Below are 19,019 nucleotides of genomic sequence, written 5' to 3'. Positions count from 1 at the left end.
TGAAATCGACGGCAGGCGGAGGTGGTCACGTCCATGCGTCGTGTCCGGTACGAACACAGCGGCGGGCCCGAGGCGCTGTTCCTGGAGGAGGTGCCCGCCCCCGAGCCCGGACCCGGCGAACTCCTCGTGCGCGCCGAGGCGATCGGCGTCACCCTGCCCGTGGTCCGCAAGATCCGCGAGGCGGCCGAGCCGATCCCGCTCGGCGGGGAGGTCGCCGGCGAGGTGGTGGCCCTCGGCGCCGGCGTGACGGGATACGCGGTCGGCGACCGGGTCACCGGGCTCGTCTTCGGCCACGGCTACGCCGACTTCGTCCTGCTGCACGCCGCGATGGCGTCCCCCGTGCCGGCGGGCGCGAGCGCCGTCGCCGCGGTGGCACTCGTCCGCAGCGGGCTCGTGGCGTACGGGGCGCTCCAGGCGGCACGCCCCGAGCCGGACGAGGCCGCACTGGTGACCGCCGCGGCGAGCGGCGTGGGTCATCTCGCCCTGCAACTGGCCCGGTTGAAGGGGGCCCGGCGGGTCGTGGCCGCCGTATCCGGCGCGCGGAAGGCGGAATTCGTGCGGGAACTCGGGGCCGACGAGGTCGTGACGTACGACGCCGGGTCGTGGGGCGAGCCCGTCGACTACGTGCTCGACGCGGTCGGCGGCGCGCTCCTGAAGCCCGCCGTGGCCGCGCTCGCGCCGCACGGCAGGCTCGTGGCGTACAGCTCGGGCGGCGGCACGGTCGAGGCGTACGACCTGCTGGTGGGAGCGAAGTCGGTGATCGGCTTCCAGATGGGCCTCGTCGCGCGCGAACGGCCCGAGACGTACGAGCGGTGGCGCGCGGAGGTGTGGGAGTTTTACCTGACGGGGCGCCTGAAGCCGGTCGTCCACCGCGAGTTCTCGCTCGACCGGGCCGCGGAGGCGCACACCGTGATCGAGGAGCGCGCCAACACCGGGAAGGTCGTACTGGTCCCCTGACGGCCGGACTCACGCCGCCCTGCGCCAGTCCGCCGCGATGCGGTCGGCCTGGGTGCGGACCGCGGCCACGAGGTCGCGTGCGCCGCGGCCGCGGGGCGGGCCGACCGTGGCGGCGGAGATGCGGCGGGCGAGGCGGGCGCCATCGACGGGGCGTACGACGATGTCGGGGCGCGGCGAGCTGAGCGCGAGCCGGGGGACGAGCGCGACACCCGCGCCCGCCGCGACGTGGCCCTGGATGACGCCGTAGTCGTCGGAGCGCAGCGCGGTCAGCGGCCGGTAGCCGGCCTCCTCGCAGGCGCGGTCGAGCTGGCGGTCGCAGGGGTCCCAGGCGGTGGTGCCGACGATCCACGACTCCTCGCGCAGCGCCTTCAGCGGCACCCGGTCGAGGTCCGCGCACGGGTGGTCGGGCGGCAGCACGAGGTCGAGCGGGTCGTCGAGCACGGGGTGCAGGGTGATGCCGTCGTCGAGGGTGAGCGGGTCGTCGGGCTGGGTGAAGACGAGGGCGACGTGAAGTTCGTCGCGGCGCAGCAGGTCGAGGAGCGCCGGGAGTTCGCCCTCCGTGAGGTCGAAGGTCACGCCCTGCTCGGCGACCTGCCGCACCGCGCGCGGCAGCAGCAGCGCGCTCGCCGTGGGGAACGCGCCGACCCGCAGCACCGACCCCGCCCCGCCGAGCAGCATGCGTATCTCGTCCTCCGCGCGGCCGAGTCTGCGCACGACCGCGTCCGCGTGCGGCAGCAGGGTGCGCCCCGCGTCGGTGAGCGTGGCACCGCGCGGCCCGCGCTCGACGAGCCGGGCCCCGAAGTGCCCCTCGAGCGTGGCGAGATGGTGGGTGACGGTGGGCTGGCTGCAGTACAGCGAGCGCGCGGCGCCCGCGAGCGATCCTTCCCGGGCGATCGCACGCAGGACATAAAGGTGACGAAGATCCAACACGACGACAGGTTATTGATGAAATCTGGACCCTTACAAGAAATTCTTCTGTTCTCTTGATCGTTCCCGGCTGCCAGGGTCGGCGGCGTGACACGAGAACTCGCCTACGACCCCGACGACCACGGCAGGGCGCCCTACGCCGAAGCCGTCCGCGCGAGCGCGGCCGACGACTGGCTGCGCCTGAACGTGCCGGGCCACGCCGCGCAGCCCGAGCGCTTCCCGCACCTCGCGGAGACCTTCGGCGCCGACGTGCTGCGGATGGACTTCCCGCCGCTGCTCGAAGGGCTCGACCTCGGCGCGGCGCCCACGCCGATGGACGAGGCGCTCGCCCTCGCCGCCGACGCCTGGGGCGCCGCCCGCACCTGGTTCCTCACCAACGGGGCCTCGCAGGGCAACCGGATCGCGGGGCTCGTGGCCCGCTCCCTCGGCGACACGCTCGTGGTGCAGCGCAGCGTCCACTCCAGCGTCGTCGACTCCCTCGTCCTGTCCGGGATGCGGGCGCGCTTCGTGCAGCCGTCGGTCGACCACGGCCTCGGCATCGCGCACGGCGTCACGGCCGCCGACCTGGAGCGGGCGCTCGCCGACGCACCGGGAGCGGCCGCCGCGTACGTGGTGACGCCCAGCTACTTCGGCGCCGTCGCCGACGTCAGGGCGCTCGCCGACGTGGCACACGCCGCCGGGGTGCCGCTGATCGTCGACGAGGCGTGGGGCAGCCACTTCGGCTTCCACCCCGCCGTACCGGCGAACGCGCTGGCGCTCGGCGCCGACCTCGTGGTGTCCAGCACGCACAAGCTGGCGGGCAGCCTCACGCAGGCGGCGATGCTGCACCTCGCCGACGGGCCGTTCCGGGCCGTGCTCGAACCGCTGGTGCAGCGGGTGTTCCACCTGACGCAGTCCACCAGCGCGTCCGCGCTGCTGCTCGCCTCGCTCGACCTGGCCCGGCAGTCCCTCGCGGCCGAACCGGGGCGGGTCCTGGAGTCCGTGGAGTGCGCCGACAAGATCCGTGACCGGATCCGGGCGGAGGGCCGCTTCCCCGTCGTCGGCGACGCGTTCGCCGGGGCCTTCCCCGACGTCGTCGGCGTCGACCCGCTGCGCGTCGCCATCGGCACCCGCGCGGGCGGCGTCCCCGGGCACGAGGCGCGCCGCCGGCTGCTGCGCGAGCACCGTGTGCACGTCGAGGTCGCCACCGCGTCCGCGATCGTCGCGGTCGTCGGCGCGGGCAGCGCACCGGACGCGGACCGCTTCGTGGACGCGCTGCACGCGCTCCCGCAACTCGACGGCCCCGCACGCGAGTTGACTGCCCTACGACTCCCGGCGCCCGGTCCCGTCCGCGCCACCGTGCGCGAGGCGTTCCTCGGGCCGAGCCGCCTCGTGCCCGCCGCCGAGGCCGTGGGGCGGGTCTCCGCCGACACCCTGGCCGCGTACCCGCCGGGCATCCCGAACGTGCTGCCCGGTGAGGTGATCACCGCCGAGCACGTCGCCTTCTTCCAGGAGACCGCGCGGGCACCGGGCGGACATGTGCGCGGGGCGCCCGACCCCGCCGTGACGGCCTTGCGCGTCACGGACTGAGCCGACCGGAACCGACCGCGACCGACCGCTTCACCCCTTTCTCCCCGTACCACCGAGCCCAAGGATGTGCCCGTGGCCCCAGCTCGACCACCCCTGCTCTCCGTCGCCCTGCGCAAGAAGCCGGTGGCGGAACTGCTCGCCGAGAGCGGCGCCGAGAGCGCCGGAAGTCCAGGAGGCTCGGGGGGCGGCGCCGGTGGCGCCACCCTCGATCGCTCCATCGGTCTTTGGCAGTTGGCCGCGATCGGCATCAGCTGCACCGTCGGCACCGGCATCTTCTTCGTGCTGACCACATCGGTGCCGCAGGCGGGACCCGCCGTGCTGCTGTCGTTCGTGGTCGTCGCGATCGCCGCGGGGCTCACCGCCCTGTGCTACTGCGAGTTGGCCTCCGCGATCCCCGTCTCCGGGTCCTCGTACTCCTACGCGTACGCGACGCTCGGCGAGGGCGTCGCCTTCGCCGTCGGGGCGTGTCTGCTCCTGGAGTACGGGGTGGCGGCGTCGGCGACGGCCGTCAGCTGGGGCGAGTATCTGAACCTCTTCACCGATCTGCTGTTCGGGGTGCGGCTGCCGCACGCGCTGTCGGCTGCGCCCGGCAGCGGCGGCCTGGTCAATCTGCCGGCCGTGGTGCTCGTCGGCCTGTGCTGTCTGCTCCTGGTGCGCGGGGCGCGCGAGTCGGCGGCCGTGAACGCGGTGATGGTGGCCGTGAAGGTGCTCGTGCTGCTGCTGTTCGTCGGGGTGGCGGCGACCGGGTTCGAGGCGGGGCGGCTCGAACCGTTCCTGCCGCTGGGGATCGCCGGGGTCGGCACGGCGGCGTCCGGGATCTTCTTCTCGTTCATCGGGCTCGACGCGATCTCCACGGCGGGCGAGGAGGTGCGCAATCCGCGGCGCACGGTGCCGCTGGCCCTGCTGCTGTCGCTCGGCGTGGTCACCGCGCTGTACCTGGCGGTGGCGCTGACCGCGCTCGGGGCGCAGCCGTGGCGGGCGTTCAGCGGGCAGGAGGCCGGGCTCGCGCAGATCCTGGAGCGGGTCACCGGGGCGCACTGGCCTGCGCTCGTGTTCGCGGGCGGCGCGGTCGTCTCCATCTTCAGTGTGACGCTCGTGTCGATCTACGGGCAGACGCGCATCCTCTACGCGATGGGGCGTGACGGGTTGCTGCCGCCGCTGTTCGCGAAGGTGTCGGCGCGGACGCGGACGCCGGTGCGGAACACGGTCGTGGTGTGCGTGGGCATCACGGTGCTTGCGGCGTTCGTGCCGCTCGATGTGCTCGCCGATCTGACCAGCATGGGGACGCTGGTGGCGTTCGCCGTGGTGTCGGTGGGGGTGATGGTGCTGCGGCGCACGCAGCCGGGGCTCGAGCGGGGGTTCCGGGTGCCGGGGTATCCGGTGACGCCGGTGCTGAGTCTCGGGGCGTGTGCGTATCTGTTGTACGGGTTGCACTGGTCGACGTGGGCGTTGTTCGGGGTGTGGGTCGGTGGGGCGGCCGTGCTGTACCTCCGGTATGGGCGGCACCATTCCCGTCTGGGCCTCACGCCCGCTCCTGCCCGGTCCGTCCCCACGCCTCGGGGCTCTGCCCCGGACCCCGCTGCTCAATCGCCGCAGGGGCTTGATTTGGGAGGCCGCAGACACGTGGACCGTGGGAACCGCGCGCGCTAGCGTCGCCGGCGTGCGGACGCGGTGGAAGTGGTGGGGCGCGCTCGTGGGTGTGGGCGCGCTGATGGTGGTGGTGTTCGTCGCCCTCCCCGAGCGGGAGGGCGACGGGCGTTGCGCGCCGCGCGCCGTCGCCTCCTGGACCGCGGACGAGCGGCTCACGGGCGCGTTCGCGCGGTACGGGGACGACACCACGCGCACCGACGACTGGACCGGCGGCGACGGGACGCATTCCGTGCGGCTGCCGGACGGGCGGGTGTTGTGGTTGTTCTCCGACAGCTACCTCGGCGCCGTGCACCCGCCCCCGAACCCGGCGGGCCAGCCGCATCCCTGGCGCACCGCCGAGGCACCCTTCGTACGGAACTCGGCTGTCGTGACCGACCGGAGCGGACGTCCGGAGCGGACGCTCGCCGCACCCCTGTTCCCGGACACCGCCGCGGGCGAATGGCGCTGGCCCGTCGCCGCCCGCGTCGAGGAGAGCGACGGACGCAAGGTCGTACGGGTGCTGCTGTGGACGCGGGCCAAGGGCGCGGACCCGTACGTGTTCGGGGTGCCGAACGCGACGGAGGTGGCCACCCTGTCGCTGCCCGACCTGCGCCTCCAGGGCATCACGCAGGTCCTCGACCAGCGGCAGGTGCCGGATCCGGCGCGGCGCGTGTTGTACGGGACGACCGCGGTCGACGCAGGCGGGTGGACATACGTCTTCGGCGCTGACGACGGGCAGCGGGCGACCCACCGCGCGTACGTGGCCCGGGCCCCCGTCGGGCGCCTCGGCGACGTGCGGGCGTGGCGGTACTGGGACGGCGAGCGGTGGGGCTCGCGCGCCGCGCCGGTCCTCGGCGACGGCGAGCGGCGCGGCGTCGGCACTGCCTTCTCGGTCGTCAAGGACGGCGGCACGTATGTGCTGTTCACGACCGCGGCGGGCGCGAAGGGCCTGACCGAGGTGACCTCGTACTGGTCGTGCGCGCCGACCGGCCCCTGGCACGGGCCCGCGAAGGCGTTCACGCCCCCGCTGCCGCACGACGCGGCGACGCCCTCGGGGGCCGCCGCGTACAACCCGCAGGCGCACCCCGCGCTGTCCGGCGGCGGGCGGCTGGTCCTCAGCTACGACGTCAACTGGCTGGACGCCGCGCCCGCCACCGCGCAGGCTCAGCTCAGCCGGAACGTGTCGCTGTACCGACCGCGGTTCGTGTCTCTTCGGCTGGGGACTCCAGCGACTCGCTGAACTCCGGCTCCTCGGGGTCCCGGGAGCGGCGCTTGGCGATGACCGCGCACACCATCAGCTGCATCTGGTGGAAGAGCATCAGCGGCAGCACGGCGAGCGAGGCGTGCGCGCCGAACAGCACGCTGGCCATGGGGAGTCCGGACGCGAGGGACTTCTTCGAGCCGGCGAACTGGATGGCGACCCGGTCGGCCCGGTCGAAGCCGAGCGCCTTGGCGCCGTACCAGGTCAGGAGGAGCATGACCGCGAGCAGCACCGCCTCCACGACGAGCAGCCCGGCGAGCCGGACCGCGCTGACCTGGTGCCAGATGCCCTGCACCATGCCCTCGCTGAACGCGGTGTAGACGACGAGCAGGATCGAGCCGCGGTCGACGTAGCCGAGGATCTTCTTGTGCCGGGTGATGAATCCGCCGACCCAGCGGCGCAGCAACTGGCCCGCGAGGAACGGCACGAGGAGCTGGAGCACGATCTTGACGAGCGAGTCGGCGGAGAAGCCGCCGCCGCTGTTGCCGAGCAGCGCCGCCGCGAGCAGCGGCGTGAGCACGATGCCGGCGAGCGAGGAGAAGGAGCCCGCGCAGATCGCCGCGGGGACGTTGCCGCGGGCGATCGAGGTGAAGGCGATCGAGGACTGGATCGTCGACGGGACGAGGGTGAGGAAGAGGAGGCCCTCGAAGAGGTTCTGCGGCAGCAGGACCGGCACAAGGCCGCGGGCCGCGAGGCCGAGCAGCGGGAAGACGACGAACGTGCAGACGAGGACGGTGACGTGGAGTCGCCAGTGGCGCAGTCCGTCCATCGCCTCACGGGTCGACAGGCGCGCCCCGTAGAGGAAGAAGAGGAAGGCGACGGCGGCGGTGGAGGCGCCGGACGCGACGTCGGCGGCGGTCCCGCGGGCCGGGAGCAGTGCGGCGAGGCCCACTGTTCCGATCAACGCCAGGATGTACGGGTCGATCGGCATCCAGCTCGGCCAGGTCAGGCGTTTCATTGGTTCCTTGCTCTCGGTACGTGTCGTGCCCTCTCCATCGTCCTCCTCGATGTCGTGATCGGGAATCCTGCATACCGTTCTTACTGTGATCGCGTTGCGTGATGAGCGGGCGTAGGCTGCGGTCCATGTACGACCCCGGGCAGCTCAGGACCCTTCTCGCCGTGGCTCAGACGCTGAGCTTCACGCAGGCGGCGCGCCGCCTCGGCCTGCGCCAGTCGACGGTGAGCCAGCATGTGCGGCGCCTGGAGGACGCGACGGGGCGCACGCTGTTCACGCGGGACACGCACTCCGTGGAGCTGACGGAGGACGGCGAGGCGATGCTCGGGTTCGCGCGCCGGATCCTGGAGGTGCACGAGCAGGCGGCGGCGTTCTTCACGGGGACGCGGTTGCGCGGCCGGCTGCGGTTCGGGGCGTCGGAGGACTTCGTGGTGACCCGGCTGCCGGAGATCCTGGAGTCGTTCCGGGCCGAGCACCCGGAGGTGGACCTGGAGTTGACGGTCGAGCTGTCCGGGACGCTGCACGCGCAGCTGGACGCCGGAAAGCTGGACCTGGTGCTGGCGAAGCGGCGCCCGGAGGATCCGCGCGGCGAGTCGGTGTGGCACGACCGGCTGGTGTGGATCGGCTCGGAGCGGCTCCGCGTCGACCAGGACCGGCCGGTGCCGCTGATCGTCTATCCGCCGCCCGGCATCTCCCGCGCCCTGGCCCTGGAGGCGCTGGAGCGGCACGGGCGGCCGTGGCGGATCGCCTGCACGAGCGGTTCGCTGAACGGTCTGGTGGCGGCGGCGCGGGCCGGGCTCGGCGTGATGGCGCACTCGCACGGCCTGATCCCACCGGGGCTCGTACGGGTTCCGGAGCGGGCGGGGCTGCCGGAGCTGGGCGAGGTGGACTTCGTGGTGCGCAGCGCGACGCGGGGCGAGAGCGAGCCCGCGCGGGCGCTCGCGCAGGCGATTCTGGCGGGCGGCGACCGACTGCACCGCGGGGCGCGCTGAGGACAGTGGTACCGTCCCCCGGAACCGACCACTCCGTCTAAAAACTCTCCCGACGGGCGGCGGTGACCTCTTTGCACAGATCCAATGGAGACCCGTGAAGAGGGCCGGGAGATTACGCTCCCGAAACTTACTCGGGCGTAAGTATTCTGCCCCGCTCCATCCGTTGTGGCCCGTTATAAACGTCTGACCTGTGCAAATTCCGCGCACCTTCCGCTCCGCGCAGGCACTCCCACAGGCGCTTGCGGTCGGGTACCGTCACCGACGCTGTGCGGAGCGCCACAAGGAGCAACTTTGCGTGAGTTCACCAACCCCCCTGTGGCGTCGGCGCCGCTGGTCGGCGGCCTGGCCGACGCCGTGTTCGATCATGCCCTGGACACACCGGGCCATATAGCCCTGGCCCGCAAGGACGCGCAGGGCGCGTGGCGGGACGTCACCTCCGAGCGGTTCCGCGACGAGGTGCTCGGTCTCGCCAAGGGCCTGCTCGCCCAGGGCATCCGGTTCGGCGACCGGGTCGCGATCATGTCGCGCACCCGGTACGAGTGGACGCTGTTCGACTTCGCGCTGTGGACCATCGGCGCGCAGGTCGTCCCGATCTACCCGACGTCCTCCGCCGAGCAGGTCTTCTGGATGCTGTACGACGCCGAGGTCTCCGCGGCGATCGTGGAGCACGAGGACCACGCGATGACGGTCGCCACGGTCATCGGCCGGCTGCCGCATCTGCACCGGCTGTGGCAGCTCGACGGCGGCGCCGTCGACGAGATCACCGCGTCGGGCACCCACATCGACGACGAGACGGTGCACCGGCACCGCCGCGCGATCACCCCCGAGTCGACGGCCACGATCATCTACACGTCCGGCACCACGGGCCGCCCCAAGGGCTGTGTGATCTCGCACGGCAACTTCATGTACGAGGCCGACACCGTTGTCGCGTACTGGGAGCCGGTGTTCTCCTCCAAGCGCGACCGCACCCCCGCGACCCTGCTCTTCCTGCCGCTCGCGCACGTCTTCGGGCGGATGGTGGAGGTCGCGGCGATCCGCGGCGGCGTGAAGCTGGCCCACCAGCCGGAGCTGCGGGCCTCCGCGCTGCTGCCCGACCTCCAGTCGTTCAAGCCGACGTTCATCCTCGCCGTGCCGTACATCTTCGAGAAGGTGTTCAGCGCCGCGCGCAGGAAGGCGGAGAGCGAGGGCAAGTCGGGGCCGTTCGAGAAGGCCATCGAGTGCGCCGTGAAGTACGCGGACGCCCAGGAGGCGAAAGCATTCGGCACGGGCCCTGGACCGTCCGCGTCGCTGCGCATGCAGCACTCCGTCTTCGACAAGCTCGTCTACTCCAAGGTGCGCGCGGCCATGGGCGGCCGGGTGCGGCACGCGTTCTCCGGCGGCTCGGGCATGGACCGGCGGCTCGGGCTGTTCTTCGACGGCGCGGGCGTGCGGATCTTCGAGGGCTACGGGCTGACCGAGTCGACGGCGGCCGCGACCGCGAACCCGCCGGAGCAGACCCGCTTCGGCACCGTCGGCCAGGCCATCCCCGGCTCGTCCGTGCACATCGCGGACGACGGCGAGGTGTGGGTCTACGGCGGCAACATCTTCCAGGGCTACCTCAACGACCCGAAGGCCACCGACACCTCCCTGTACGACGGCTGGCTCGCCACCGGCGACCTGGGCTCGCTCGACGAGGACGGCTACCTCACGATCACGGGCCGCAAGAAGGAGATCCTCGTGACCTCCGGCGGCAAGAGCGTCTCGCCGCAGCAGCTGGAGGAGCGGGTCCGCGACCATCCGCTGATCGCGCAGTGCCTCGTCGTCGGCAACGACAGGCCGTACATCGCGGCCCTGGTCACCCTGGACACCGAGGCGGTCGAGCACTGGCTCGGGATGCGCGGCAAGCAGTCGATGTCCCCGGCTGAACTGGTGCGCGACTCCGACCTGGAGACGGAGGTGCGGCGCGCGGTCGTCGCCGCCAACACCCTGGTCTCGCAGGCCGAGTCGATCCGTACGTTCCGGATCCTCGCCCACCAGTTCACCGAGGAGCACGGCCTGCTCACACCGTCCCTCAAGCTCAAGCGCAAGGCCATCGAGCAGGCGTACGCGGCGGAGGTCGACGCCCTGTACGGCACCACGTGACCCCACTCGGGGTAAACCGTGGGTAACTGACGAGTCATCAATTGTCGATGCGTCAGTTATTGACGGTTCATCAGGTCGCACACAGAATCACCCTCACTCCGACGGAGGGGGACCGACCGTGTCGCGACCGATCCGCGCCATCACCGCCACCGTGGCGGCACTCCTGCTCGCCACCGCCTGCAACTCCACCGCCAACAGCGGGAACAACACCGCCGGCGGGCCCGGGGGCTCGGTCCGCGGTGTGACCGACGACAGCATCAAGGTGGGCGGCATCGTCTCCATGACGACGTCGAGCGGCTACAGCAAGAAGGACACCGACCTCGGCGCGAAGGCCCGCTTCGACCGTGCCAACGCGGAGGGCGGGGTCAACGGCCGGACGATCGACTACCTGGGCGCGGAGGACGACGGCCAGGACCCGGCGAAGAACCTCGCGGCGGCCCGCAAACTCGTCCAGCAGGACAAGGTGTTCGCGATCTCGCCGATGAGCTCGGTGACGTTCTCCGGCGCGGACTTCCTCCAGAAGCAGAAGGTGCCGACGTTCGGCTGGGGCACGCTCCCCTCGTTCTGCGGACCCACGTACATCTACGGCTTCGGCGGCTGCATGGTGCCGATGCCCGGCGGCACCATCTCGCAGACCTGGCCCGAGGGCCTGAAGAAGGTCACGGGCGGCGCCGAGGGCAAGTCGGTCGCGATCCTCGCCAACGACAACGACGCGGGCACCTTCGCCGTCCGCACGTACAAGCAGTCCTTCAAGTCGGCCGGGTACAAGGTCAGTTACGCCAAGGCGACCGTCCCCGCGACCGCGGTGCCGAGCGACTGGTCGGCGTACACGAAGGAGCTGCTGCGCAGCGACGGCGGCAAGGCGCCGGACGTGGTCGTCTCCGTGATGCAGACGCCGTACAACATCGACCTGTTCACGGCGGTCAAGCGCACCGGGTACAAGGGCGTGCTCACCGATCCGACGGACTACGACCCCGGCCTGCTCGCCAAGAAGGCCACCAAGCAGGCGCTCGACGGGGTGCACGTGCTGCTGTCCTTCGAGCCGTTCGAGGCGGACACGCCGGGCATGAAGCAGTTCAAGGCCGACATCGAGAAGGCGTCGGGCGGCAAGGACGTCCCCCTCAACATGCACATGATGACGGGGTACATGAGCGCCGACCTGTTCCTCGCCATCGCGCAGAAGGCCGGCAAGAACCTGACCGTCGCGTCGTTCCAGAAGGCCGCGAACGGCTTCTCCGACACCGGGACGCTCGTCGGCGACCGGGCGCTGCCGCGCGGGCGCACCGAGTCGTTCGGCTGCGGGGCGCTCGCCCAGCTGAAGGACGGGGCGTACCGGGTGTCGTCCGCGTTCAAGTGCTATCCGCCGATCCCCTTCAAGTAGGCCTGAGGGACGTGGTGTTGACGTGTCGGATCTGCTTGCCTTCGTGCTGAGCGGGCTCGTGTCGGGGGCGCTGTACGCGCTGCTCGCCACCGGCCTCGTACTCTCCTACTCGGCCTCCGGGCTCTTCAACTTCGCGCACGGCGCGACCGCCTATCTGTGCGCGCTCGCCTTCTACGAGTTGCACTCCGGCTTCGGCTGGCCGGCCGTGCCGACGGCGCTGCTGCTCGTCCTCGTCGCGGCTCCCCTGCTCGGCTGGGGGCTCGACCGGCTGATGTTCAGAAAGCTGGCGCGGGTCGGCGAGACCGCGCAGATCGTGGCGACGATCGGGCTGCTCGTCGCGCTGCCCGCGCTCGGCCTGTGGATCGTCGAGCTGCTCGAGGACGCGGGGGCGCCGGTCAAGCCCGCGGAGAACCAGTTCGGGCTCCCCGGCGTCGGGCCGAGTCCGGCGAGGAACTGGCAGCTGATGGACGGCGTCGGCATCGACTCCGACCAGCTGATCACATGGGTGACGACCGCCGTCGTCGCGCTCGCGCTGTGGATTCTGCTGCGCCACACGGCACTTGGGCTCAGGCTGCGGGCGGCCGTCGACAACCGTACGCTCGTCGAGCTGCGCGGGATCAGCGCCGACCGGCTCTCGTCGGTGGCATGGATGCTGTCGTCGGTGCTCGCGGGCCTGGCGGGGGTGCTCGCCACTCCCCTGCTGGGGCTCTCCTCGCACGACTTCACGCTGTTCCTGTTCGTGTCGGCGACCGCCGCGGTGCTCGGCCGCTTCCTGTCGATCCCGCTGGCCTTCGCGGGCGGGCTCGCGCTCGGCGTGCTCCAGAACCTCGTCGCGGGGTACGCCACGTTCGCGGAGAAGATCACCGGCTTCCGCACGGCGGTGCCGTTCCTGATCCTGTTCGCCGGTCTGCTGCTGCTCACGCGGCGGCAGCGCACGGCGGGCACTGCGGTGGCCGACGCGCCGCCCGCGGACTATCTGGCGGGCCGGTCCTGGCCGCGGCGCTGGGGGCCGTGGGCGGCGGCAGCGGTGCTCATGGCGGTGGCCTTCTACACGGTGACGACGCCGTTCTGGAGCGGCATCCTCGCCCAGGGCCTCGCGATCTCCCTCGTGTTCCTGTCGTTCACCGTCGTGACCGGGCTCGGGGCGATGGTGTCGCTCGCGCAGGCCGCGTTCGTGACGGGCGCGGCGCTCGTGGCGGGGCTCCTGATGAGTCACGGCGTGCCGTTCCTCTGGGCGACGCTCGCCGGGACGTGCGCCGCCGCGCTGCTCGGCGCGCTCGTGGCGCTGCCGGCGCTGCGGCTCGGCGGGCGCTCCCTGGCGCTCGCCACGCTCGCGCTCGCCTTCCTGGCGGATCAAGTCCTTTTCCAGCTGGGCTGGTTGAGGAACGGCGACACCGGCTGGGAGATCCCGCGCGCCGTCGCCGGACCGATCGACCTCGGCGACGACCGGGCGATGGGCGTGGCCATGGTCGTCCTGTGCACGGCGGCGGTGGCGGGCCTGAGCGCGCTGCGCACTTCGCGGGCGGGCCGGGCGATGCTCGCCGTCCGCTCGGCGCCCGCAGCCGCGATGGCCTCCGGTGTCTCCGTGATCCGCACGAAGCTGCTGCTGTTCACGGTCTCGGCGGGGCTCGCCGGGTTCGGCGGCGTGATGTACGCCTCGTACAACACCCGTATCACCGCGACCGACTTCACGGCGATGACCGGGCTCATCTGGCTCGCCGTGGTGGTCGCGGCAGGGGTGCGCAGGCCGCAGTTCGCGGTGGTCGCGGGCCTCACCTTCGCCGTCGTGCCGCACCTCATCAGCGACTACCTGACCGAGTCCGTGCAGCTCCCGGTGATCCTCTTCGGCCTCGCGGGCCTCGCGCTCGCCAACGACCCGGACGGCTACTGCGCGGCGATCCCGGCCCGCCGCCACCGCCGCAGGACCGCGACGGCCGACACTGTCGAGGACGTTCCGGTGCCTGCCCCCGAGCCCGGCGCGGCGCTCCAACTCGCGGGCGTCCAGGCCGGATACGACGGCGCCCGCGTCCTCCAGGGCGTCGACCTCACCGTCCACCCCGGCGAGATCGTGGCGCTCCTCGGCCCCAACGGCGCGGGCAAGTCGACGACGTGCAAGGTCGCGGCGGGGCTCATGACACCACGTCAGGGCGAGGTGTACGTCGCCGGGTCCCCGGCCGGCACCGAGGGAGCGGTCCGGCGGGCACGCGCCGGGGTCGTGCTCGCCCCGGAGGGCCGCGGCATCTTCCCCGCCCTCACGGTCGACGAGAACCTCGCGCTCCAACTCCCCGACCAGAGCGACCGGTCGGCGGTCTACGAGCGGTTCGCCGGCCTCGCCGCGCGGCGCGGCGTCACCGCGGGCTCGCTCTCCGGCGGCGAGCAGCAGCTCCTCGCGCTCGCCCCGCTGCTGCACCGCCCGCCGCGCGTCCTCGTCGCCGACGAGCCCTCGCTCGGCCTCGCCCCGCGCGTCGCCGACGAGGTGTACCGGCTGCTCGCCGAGCTGCGCGACGCCGGCACCGGCCTGCTGCTCGTCGAGGAGAAGGCCTCGGAGATCCTCGGCGTCGCGGACACCGTGGCGTACCTCGCGCAGGGCCGAGTCACCTGGTGCGGTCCGCGCGAGAAGGTGGAGGCCGAGCGGCTCACGGAGGCGTACCTCGGGATCGCGGCGACCAAGGAGGCCGAACACTCATGAGGAACGCACTCGAAGCCGAGGACATCGGCGTGCGCTTCGGCGGCGTGCGGGCCCTCGACGGGGTGGGCCTGCGGCTCGCGCCCGGCGAGGTGTGCGGGCTCATCGGGCCGAACGGCGCGGGCAAGACCACCTTCTTCGACGTCGTGTCCGGTATTCGCAGGCCCGACGCGGGCCGGGTGCTGCTCGACGGCGCGGACGTCACCCGGCGCTCCCCCGTCTGGCGTGCCCGGCACGGGATGCGTCGCACGTTCCAGCGCCAGCAGCCGTTCGGCCAGCTCACGGTCGCGGACAACCTGCTGGTCGCGCAGGAGTGGCGGCGCGGCGGCGCCGACCCCGCCCGCTCGGACGAACTGCTGCGCGCCTGCGGGCTCGCCGAGCTCTCGGACACGTACGCGGGCACGCTCCCGGTCGGCCGGGCCCGCATGCTGGAGCTGGCGCGGGCCGCGGCCGACCGGCCGCGCGTGCTGCTGCTCGACGAGCCCGCGTCGGGCATGACGGCGCGGGAGCGCGAGCTGCTCGCGGCGGCGGTGCGGCGCCTGGCGGACGACGGCTGCGCGGTGCTGCTCGTCGAGCACAACGTGGCGTTCGTGATGGAGCTGTGCTCGCGGGTCGTCGTCCTCGACCTGGGTTCGGTGCTCGCGGAGGGGACCGCGGAGGTGATCCGGGCCGACGCACGGGTACGCGAGGCGTACCTGGGGTCACAGACCCCGGCGCAAAGTTCACAAAGGTGACTGTCATCCTGGTGCCACCCACAGGAATGCGCGTACGCCCGTGATCGTTGACCATGGGAGTACCGAAGTGTGCACAGCCACCATCACCGGACGACAAAGGATCGACACCTCGTGAGCAAGGTTCCCCCGATCATCCTGAACAACGGCGTCGAGATGCCGCAGCTCGGCTTCGGCGTGTGGCAGGTGCCGGACGACGAGGCCGAGAAGGCGGTCGCGACGGCGCTGGAGGCCGGGTACCGCAGCATCGACACCGCCGCGATCTACGGCAACGAGGAGGGCACAGGCAAGGCCATCGCCGCGTCCGGCCTGCCCCGCGAGGAGCTGTTCGTCACGACGAAGCTGTGGAACGGCGACCAGGGCTACGACTCCACGCTCCGCGCCTTCGACGCCTCGCTGGAGAAGCTGGGTCTCGACTACGTCGACCTGTACCTGATCCACTGGCCGCTGCCGTCCAAGGGCCTCGCCGTGGACACGTACAAGGCCTTCGAGAAGATCCAGGCGGACGGCCGCGCCAAGTCCATCGGCGTGTCCAACTTCCTGCCGGAGCACCTCGACCGGCTGACCGCCGAGACCTCCGTGATCCCGGCCGTCAACCAGATCGAGCTGCACCCGCACCTCCAGCAGCGCGTCTCCCGCGAGAAGCACGCGGAGCTGGGCATCGCGACCGAGGCCTGGTCGCCGCTGGGCCAGGGCAAGGGCCTCCTGGAGGTCCCTGCGATCGTCGCGATCGCGCAGAAGCACGGCCGTACGCCCGCGCAGGTCGTGCTGCGCTGGCACGTCCAGCTGGGCAACGTCGTGATCCCGAAGTCCGTGACGCCGTCGCGGATCAAGGAGAACATCGACGTGTTCGGCTTCGAGCTGGACAACGAGGACCTCGGCGCGATCTCCGCGCTCAACGAGGACCGGCGGCTCGGCCCGGACCCGGCGACGTTCGACGTCGCCTGACCTCTGACGCCTGACGCCCGAGAAGGCGGAACAGGGCCCCGGAGTGCGCTCCGGGGCCCTGTCGCGTACGCGGCTCAGGCCGCCTTGACCGCCGTGTGCACGGTGTGCGCGGTCAGCAGGAAGACGTCGTCGCGGCGGTACAGGCTCTGCGGGTCGTCCTCGTCCATGAGCCGCCCGATGGTGGCCATGTCCTCGGGCGAGAGGGCCTCCTCGAACACCTCCAGGCGGCGCTTCCACAGGTCGATGACGGTCTCGCGGGCCTCGCCGGAGAGCGGGGCGGGCAGATCGAGCAGGAAGGTGCGGCTCGTGGCACCCGTGAGACCCGCGTCGGTGAGCAGCTCCGCCCAGTTCTCGGTGTCCTCCTTGGCGCCCGGCAGGTTGGCGCGCATGTCGCCGAACCACTCCTCCTCGATGGCGTCGGCCCGCGCCTGGAGCCCCGGCTTCCCGATGCCGAAGTCGCGGGGCAGGCAGCGCTGCGGCAGTCCGCCCTCGACGAGCGCGAGGGTGCCGCCGGGCGCGAGCCGTCCGGCGAGCGCGGCGACAGCGGCCCGCTGGTCGCCCACGTGGTGCAGGGAGCGGGCCGCCCAGATGAGATCCGCGTGCGGCAACTCGTCGATGCTGTCCGGGAGTTCGACGCGCAGCGTGCCGGTCCGCTCGGCGATGCCGTGCTGCGCGAACCGCTCCGTGGCGCGGGCGAGCAGCTTCTCCTCGGGGTCGGCGGCGATGACGCGGGCCTCGGGGAAGGCCGTGGCGAGGTGCAGGGAGACGGCGCCGGGTCCCGCGCCCGCGTCGACGATCAGGCCGGTGCCGGCCGGGCGTGCGTCGCGGAGCCAGGAGAGGGCCTGCGTGTAGAGCGGCTCGTACACGGAGGCGTTGCGCTCCAGCATCGGGATCATGTCGGCCCAGTCGATGTCCGTGTGGTCGTGGCCGCCGTGCGTGCCGTGACCGTGGCCCTTCCCGTGTCCGCCGTGCTGTTCGTGCTGGTGGTGGCCGTGTGCCATGTCCGGTGTCGCCGCCCTTCGTGCCCGTATGTCGTCCGTCGCCCTCAGGGTGCGCGGACGCCATACGGGCAGGCAAGCCACGTTGCCGACTCGGCAACATTTCGGCACTGGGTGGCCTACAGCGCCGGGTGGGCGTTCTTCATGAGCTCCTGGAACTGGGCGGAGAACCAGTGCCCGGACACCGGGGCGTTCGGCAGCGCTCCGGACATGTGGTTGTTGTTCCGCGGGTTGCCGGTGTACGTCGGGTCGCACATGCGGTCGAAGCCCTTGCCCTCGTCGTTGTCGATGGCGGTGCTCGACCCGTCCGACTCGCCCGGCGGCTTCATCCACACGTAGGCGTCGATCCCGGTCGCGGGGTTGGCCTGCGGGCGCTCGCCGAGCCCCGCGCCCGCCTGGTTGCACCAGTTGCCGAGGTGGATGCGGCGGTCGTAGCGCCCGCCGTCCACGTACGTGTCGACGTCGGTCTTGGCACCGGGGCCCGTGGGCCGCGCCGCGCCGCCCCAGCCGTTGCGGGAGGTGTCGATCAGCATGCCGAGGTTCTGGTCGAAGCCGAGCGAGACCAGCTTGTCGCGCATGGCCTGCGCGTAGGACAGCTCGTCGGTGTACCGGTTCCAGTCGACCCACTTCGACTCGCGCACGGACTTGCCGTTGACGCTGTCGCCGATGGCGAAGTTGTCCTCCTTCAGGGCGCTGTAGTTGGCGGTGTTCACGATGAAGCCGTGGACGTCGGAGAGCTGTGCGCCGTTGCTGGTCGCGGTGGTCTTGAACAGTTCGGCCGATGCGCCGAAGTTGTCGTCCCAGCCGAGCCAGCCGTGGTGGCCCGCGTCGATGTAGTTGTAGACGTTCGGGATGGCGCCGAGCTTGTCGAGGGCGTAGCCGACGCCCTTCTGGTAGTTGCCGTTGGCCTTCATGGTGTCGCAGTTGGGCGTGGCGGTCGGGCGGCCCGAGACGTTGGTGACGAGGTTGGGCAGCGAGTCGATCTCGATGGTGGTGACGATGCGCAGGCCCGCGTACTTGGAGTCGGAGAGGATCTTCGCGATCGGGTCGATGAAGTCCGACCTGTACTTGTCGATCTCCGTCGGGCCGAGTTCGCCGTTGGAGGCGAGGGCGGCGCAGTCGCGGCCCGGCAGGTCGTAGACGACCAGCTGGACGACCTCCTCGCCGCTGCCCTTCTGGGCGAGCGCGGCGTCGAGGTGGTCGCGCAGGCCCATGCCGTCGCCGACGCCCTCGATGGCGGCGATCCGGTCGAGCCACACACCGGTGGGCTGGTTGGCGATGCGGTCGCCGCCGGGCTCCGCCTTGGCCTTCGCGGACCACTCCGGGTTCACGTACACCTTGGCGCCCGCGTACGGGTTGTCGACGCGGTCGCCGGGTTCCGGCGGGTCCGTGGGGTCCGGCGGGTCGGTCGGGCCCGTGGTGTCCTCGCCGCAGGTGACGCCGTTGAGCTTGAAGGTGGTCGGCAGGGCGTTGCTGCCGCTGTACGTGGCGTTGAAGCCGAAGGAGGCGGAGGCGCCGGTGGCGAGGGAGCCGTTGTACGAGACGTTCTTGGCGGTGACGGCGGCGCCCGACTGGGAGATGTCGGCGTTCCAGCCGGAGCTCACCTTCTGGTTGCCCGCGTAGGACCAGGTGAGGTTCCAGCCGTTCACGGCCGCGCCGTTGTTGGTGACGGTGACGGCGGTGGTGAAGCCGCTGCCCCAGTCGTTCTGCACCTTGTAGTCGACGCTGCACGCGGGGGCGGCGGCGTGGGCGGGGAGGGCGACGGCGGCGCCCGCGAGGCAGCCGGCGCCGGTGAGGGCGAGGGCGGCGAGCGCGGCGGTGCCGGCCCGTGATCTCGATCGGATACGAGACATGGGGTACGGGG

General features: G+C 72.0%; 14 protein-coding genes. 10 read left to right on the top strand and 4 right to left on the bottom strand.

Translation table 11 applies throughout. The features are described 5' to 3' along the window. Window positions 1-33: 33 nt before the first annotated feature. Entirely contained in the window at window positions 34-957 is a 924-nt protein-coding gene (locus tag ACTWJ8_RS30895; protein ID WP_443260891.1) for a quinone oxidoreductase family protein, read from the top strand. Between the two features lie 9 nt (window positions 958-966). On the opposite strand, the gene ACTWJ8_RS30890 is transcribed toward ACTWJ8_RS30895, so the two are convergent. After that, entirely contained in the window at window positions 967-1,887 is a 921-nt protein-coding gene (locus ACTWJ8_RS30890; RefSeq protein ID WP_443260890.1) for a LysR family transcriptional regulator, read from the bottom strand. Window positions 1,888-1,971: 84 nt separating this feature from the next. Here ACTWJ8_RS30890 and ACTWJ8_RS30885 point away from each other — a divergent pair, with 84 nt between their 5' ends. The 3 genes from ACTWJ8_RS30885 to ACTWJ8_RS30875 all read left to right on the top strand — a co-directional run bounded on the left by ACTWJ8_RS30885 (window position 1,972) and on the right by ACTWJ8_RS30875 (window position 6,322). Further along, window positions 1,972-3,453 (top strand): aminotransferase class I/II-fold pyridoxal phosphate-dependent enzyme, encoded by a 1,482-nt coding sequence (locus ACTWJ8_RS30885; protein WP_356379505.1) that lies wholly within the window; start codon window positions 1,972-1,974, stop codon window positions 3,451-3,453. 72 nt (window positions 3,454-3,525) lie between these two features. Continuing rightward, window positions 3,526-5,103 carry an APC family permease gene (locus tag ACTWJ8_RS30880; RefSeq protein WP_443260889.1) on the top strand — a complete coding sequence of 526 codons (1,578 nt, stop codon included), beginning with the start codon at window positions 3,526-3,528 and terminating at the stop codon, window positions 5,101-5,103. Window positions 5,104-5,164: 61 nt separating this feature from the next. Next, window positions 5,165-6,322 (top strand): DUF4185 domain-containing protein, encoded by a 1,158-nt coding sequence (locus ACTWJ8_RS30875; RefSeq protein WP_443265041.1) that lies wholly within the window; start codon window positions 5,165-5,167, stop codon window positions 6,320-6,322. Here the strand turns inward: ACTWJ8_RS30875 and ACTWJ8_RS30870 are convergent. After that, window positions 6,252-7,301 (bottom strand): bile acid:sodium symporter family protein, encoded by a 1,050-nt coding sequence (locus ACTWJ8_RS30870; protein ID WP_356379500.1) that lies wholly within the window; start codon window positions 7,299-7,301, stop codon window positions 6,252-6,254. The genes ACTWJ8_RS30875 and ACTWJ8_RS30870 overlap by 71 nt on opposite strands. Before the next feature lie 125 nt (window positions 7,302-7,426). Here ACTWJ8_RS30870 and ACTWJ8_RS30865 point away from each other — a divergent pair, with 125 nt between their 5' ends. The 6 genes from ACTWJ8_RS30865 to ACTWJ8_RS30840 all read left to right on the top strand — a co-directional run bounded on the left by ACTWJ8_RS30865 (window position 7,427) and on the right by ACTWJ8_RS30840 (window position 16,157). Continuing rightward, window positions 7,427-8,290: a LysR substrate-binding domain-containing protein gene (locus tag ACTWJ8_RS30865; RefSeq protein WP_443260888.1), complete on the top strand. Its 864-nt coding sequence runs from the start codon at window positions 7,427-7,429 to the stop codon at window positions 8,288-8,290. Between the two features lie 291 nt (window positions 8,291-8,581). Further along, complete coding sequence (locus ACTWJ8_RS30860) at window positions 8,582-10,411, top strand: AMP-dependent synthetase/ligase (RefSeq protein ID WP_356379494.1); 1,830 nt, start codon at window positions 8,582-8,584, stop codon at window positions 10,409-10,411. Window positions 10,412-10,529: 118 nt separating this feature from the next. After that, complete coding sequence (locus ACTWJ8_RS30855; protein WP_443260887.1) at window positions 10,530-11,792, top strand: ABC transporter substrate-binding protein; 1,263 nt, start codon at window positions 10,530-10,532, stop codon at window positions 11,790-11,792. A gap of 22 nt (window positions 11,793-11,814) precedes the next feature. Next, window positions 11,815-14,481 carry an ABC transporter permease subunit gene (locus ACTWJ8_RS30850; protein ID WP_443260886.1) on the top strand — a complete coding sequence of 889 codons (2,667 nt, stop codon included), beginning with the start codon at window positions 11,815-11,817 and terminating at the stop codon, window positions 14,479-14,481. Then, window positions 14,478-15,212: an ABC transporter ATP-binding protein gene (locus ACTWJ8_RS30845; RefSeq protein ID WP_443260885.1), complete on the top strand. Its 735-nt coding sequence runs from the start codon at window positions 14,478-14,480 to the stop codon at window positions 15,210-15,212. The genes ACTWJ8_RS30850 and ACTWJ8_RS30845 overlap by 4 nt, the downstream gene beginning before the upstream one ends. Window positions 15,213-15,365: 153 nt before the next feature. Then, a complete protein-coding gene (locus tag ACTWJ8_RS30840; RefSeq protein WP_443265039.1) occupies window positions 15,366-16,157 on the top strand; it encodes an aldo/keto reductase in 792 nt (263 codons plus the stop codon). 74 nt (window positions 16,158-16,231) lie between these two features. On the opposite strand, the gene ACTWJ8_RS30835 is transcribed toward ACTWJ8_RS30840, so the two are convergent. Then, entirely contained in the window at window positions 16,232-17,158 is a 927-nt protein-coding gene (locus ACTWJ8_RS30835; RefSeq protein ID WP_356379482.1) for a class I SAM-dependent methyltransferase, read from the bottom strand. Window positions 17,159-17,274: 116 nt separating this feature from the next. Then, window positions 17,275-19,008: a glycoside hydrolase family 6 protein gene (locus ACTWJ8_RS30830; protein WP_443260884.1), complete on the bottom strand. Its 1,734-nt coding sequence runs from the start codon at window positions 19,006-19,008 to the stop codon at window positions 17,275-17,277. Between the last annotated feature and the right edge of the window lie 11 nt (window positions 19,009-19,019).

Source organism: Streptomyces sp. SDT5-1 (genome assembly GCF_052245995.1).
In the GTDB taxonomy this organism is placed as follows: domain Bacteria; phylum Actinomycetota; class Actinomycetes; order Streptomycetales; family Streptomycetaceae; genus Streptomyces.
The sequence above is the reverse complement of the archived record's forward strand: the minus strand, read 5'-3'. Positions and strand labels throughout refer to the sequence as shown.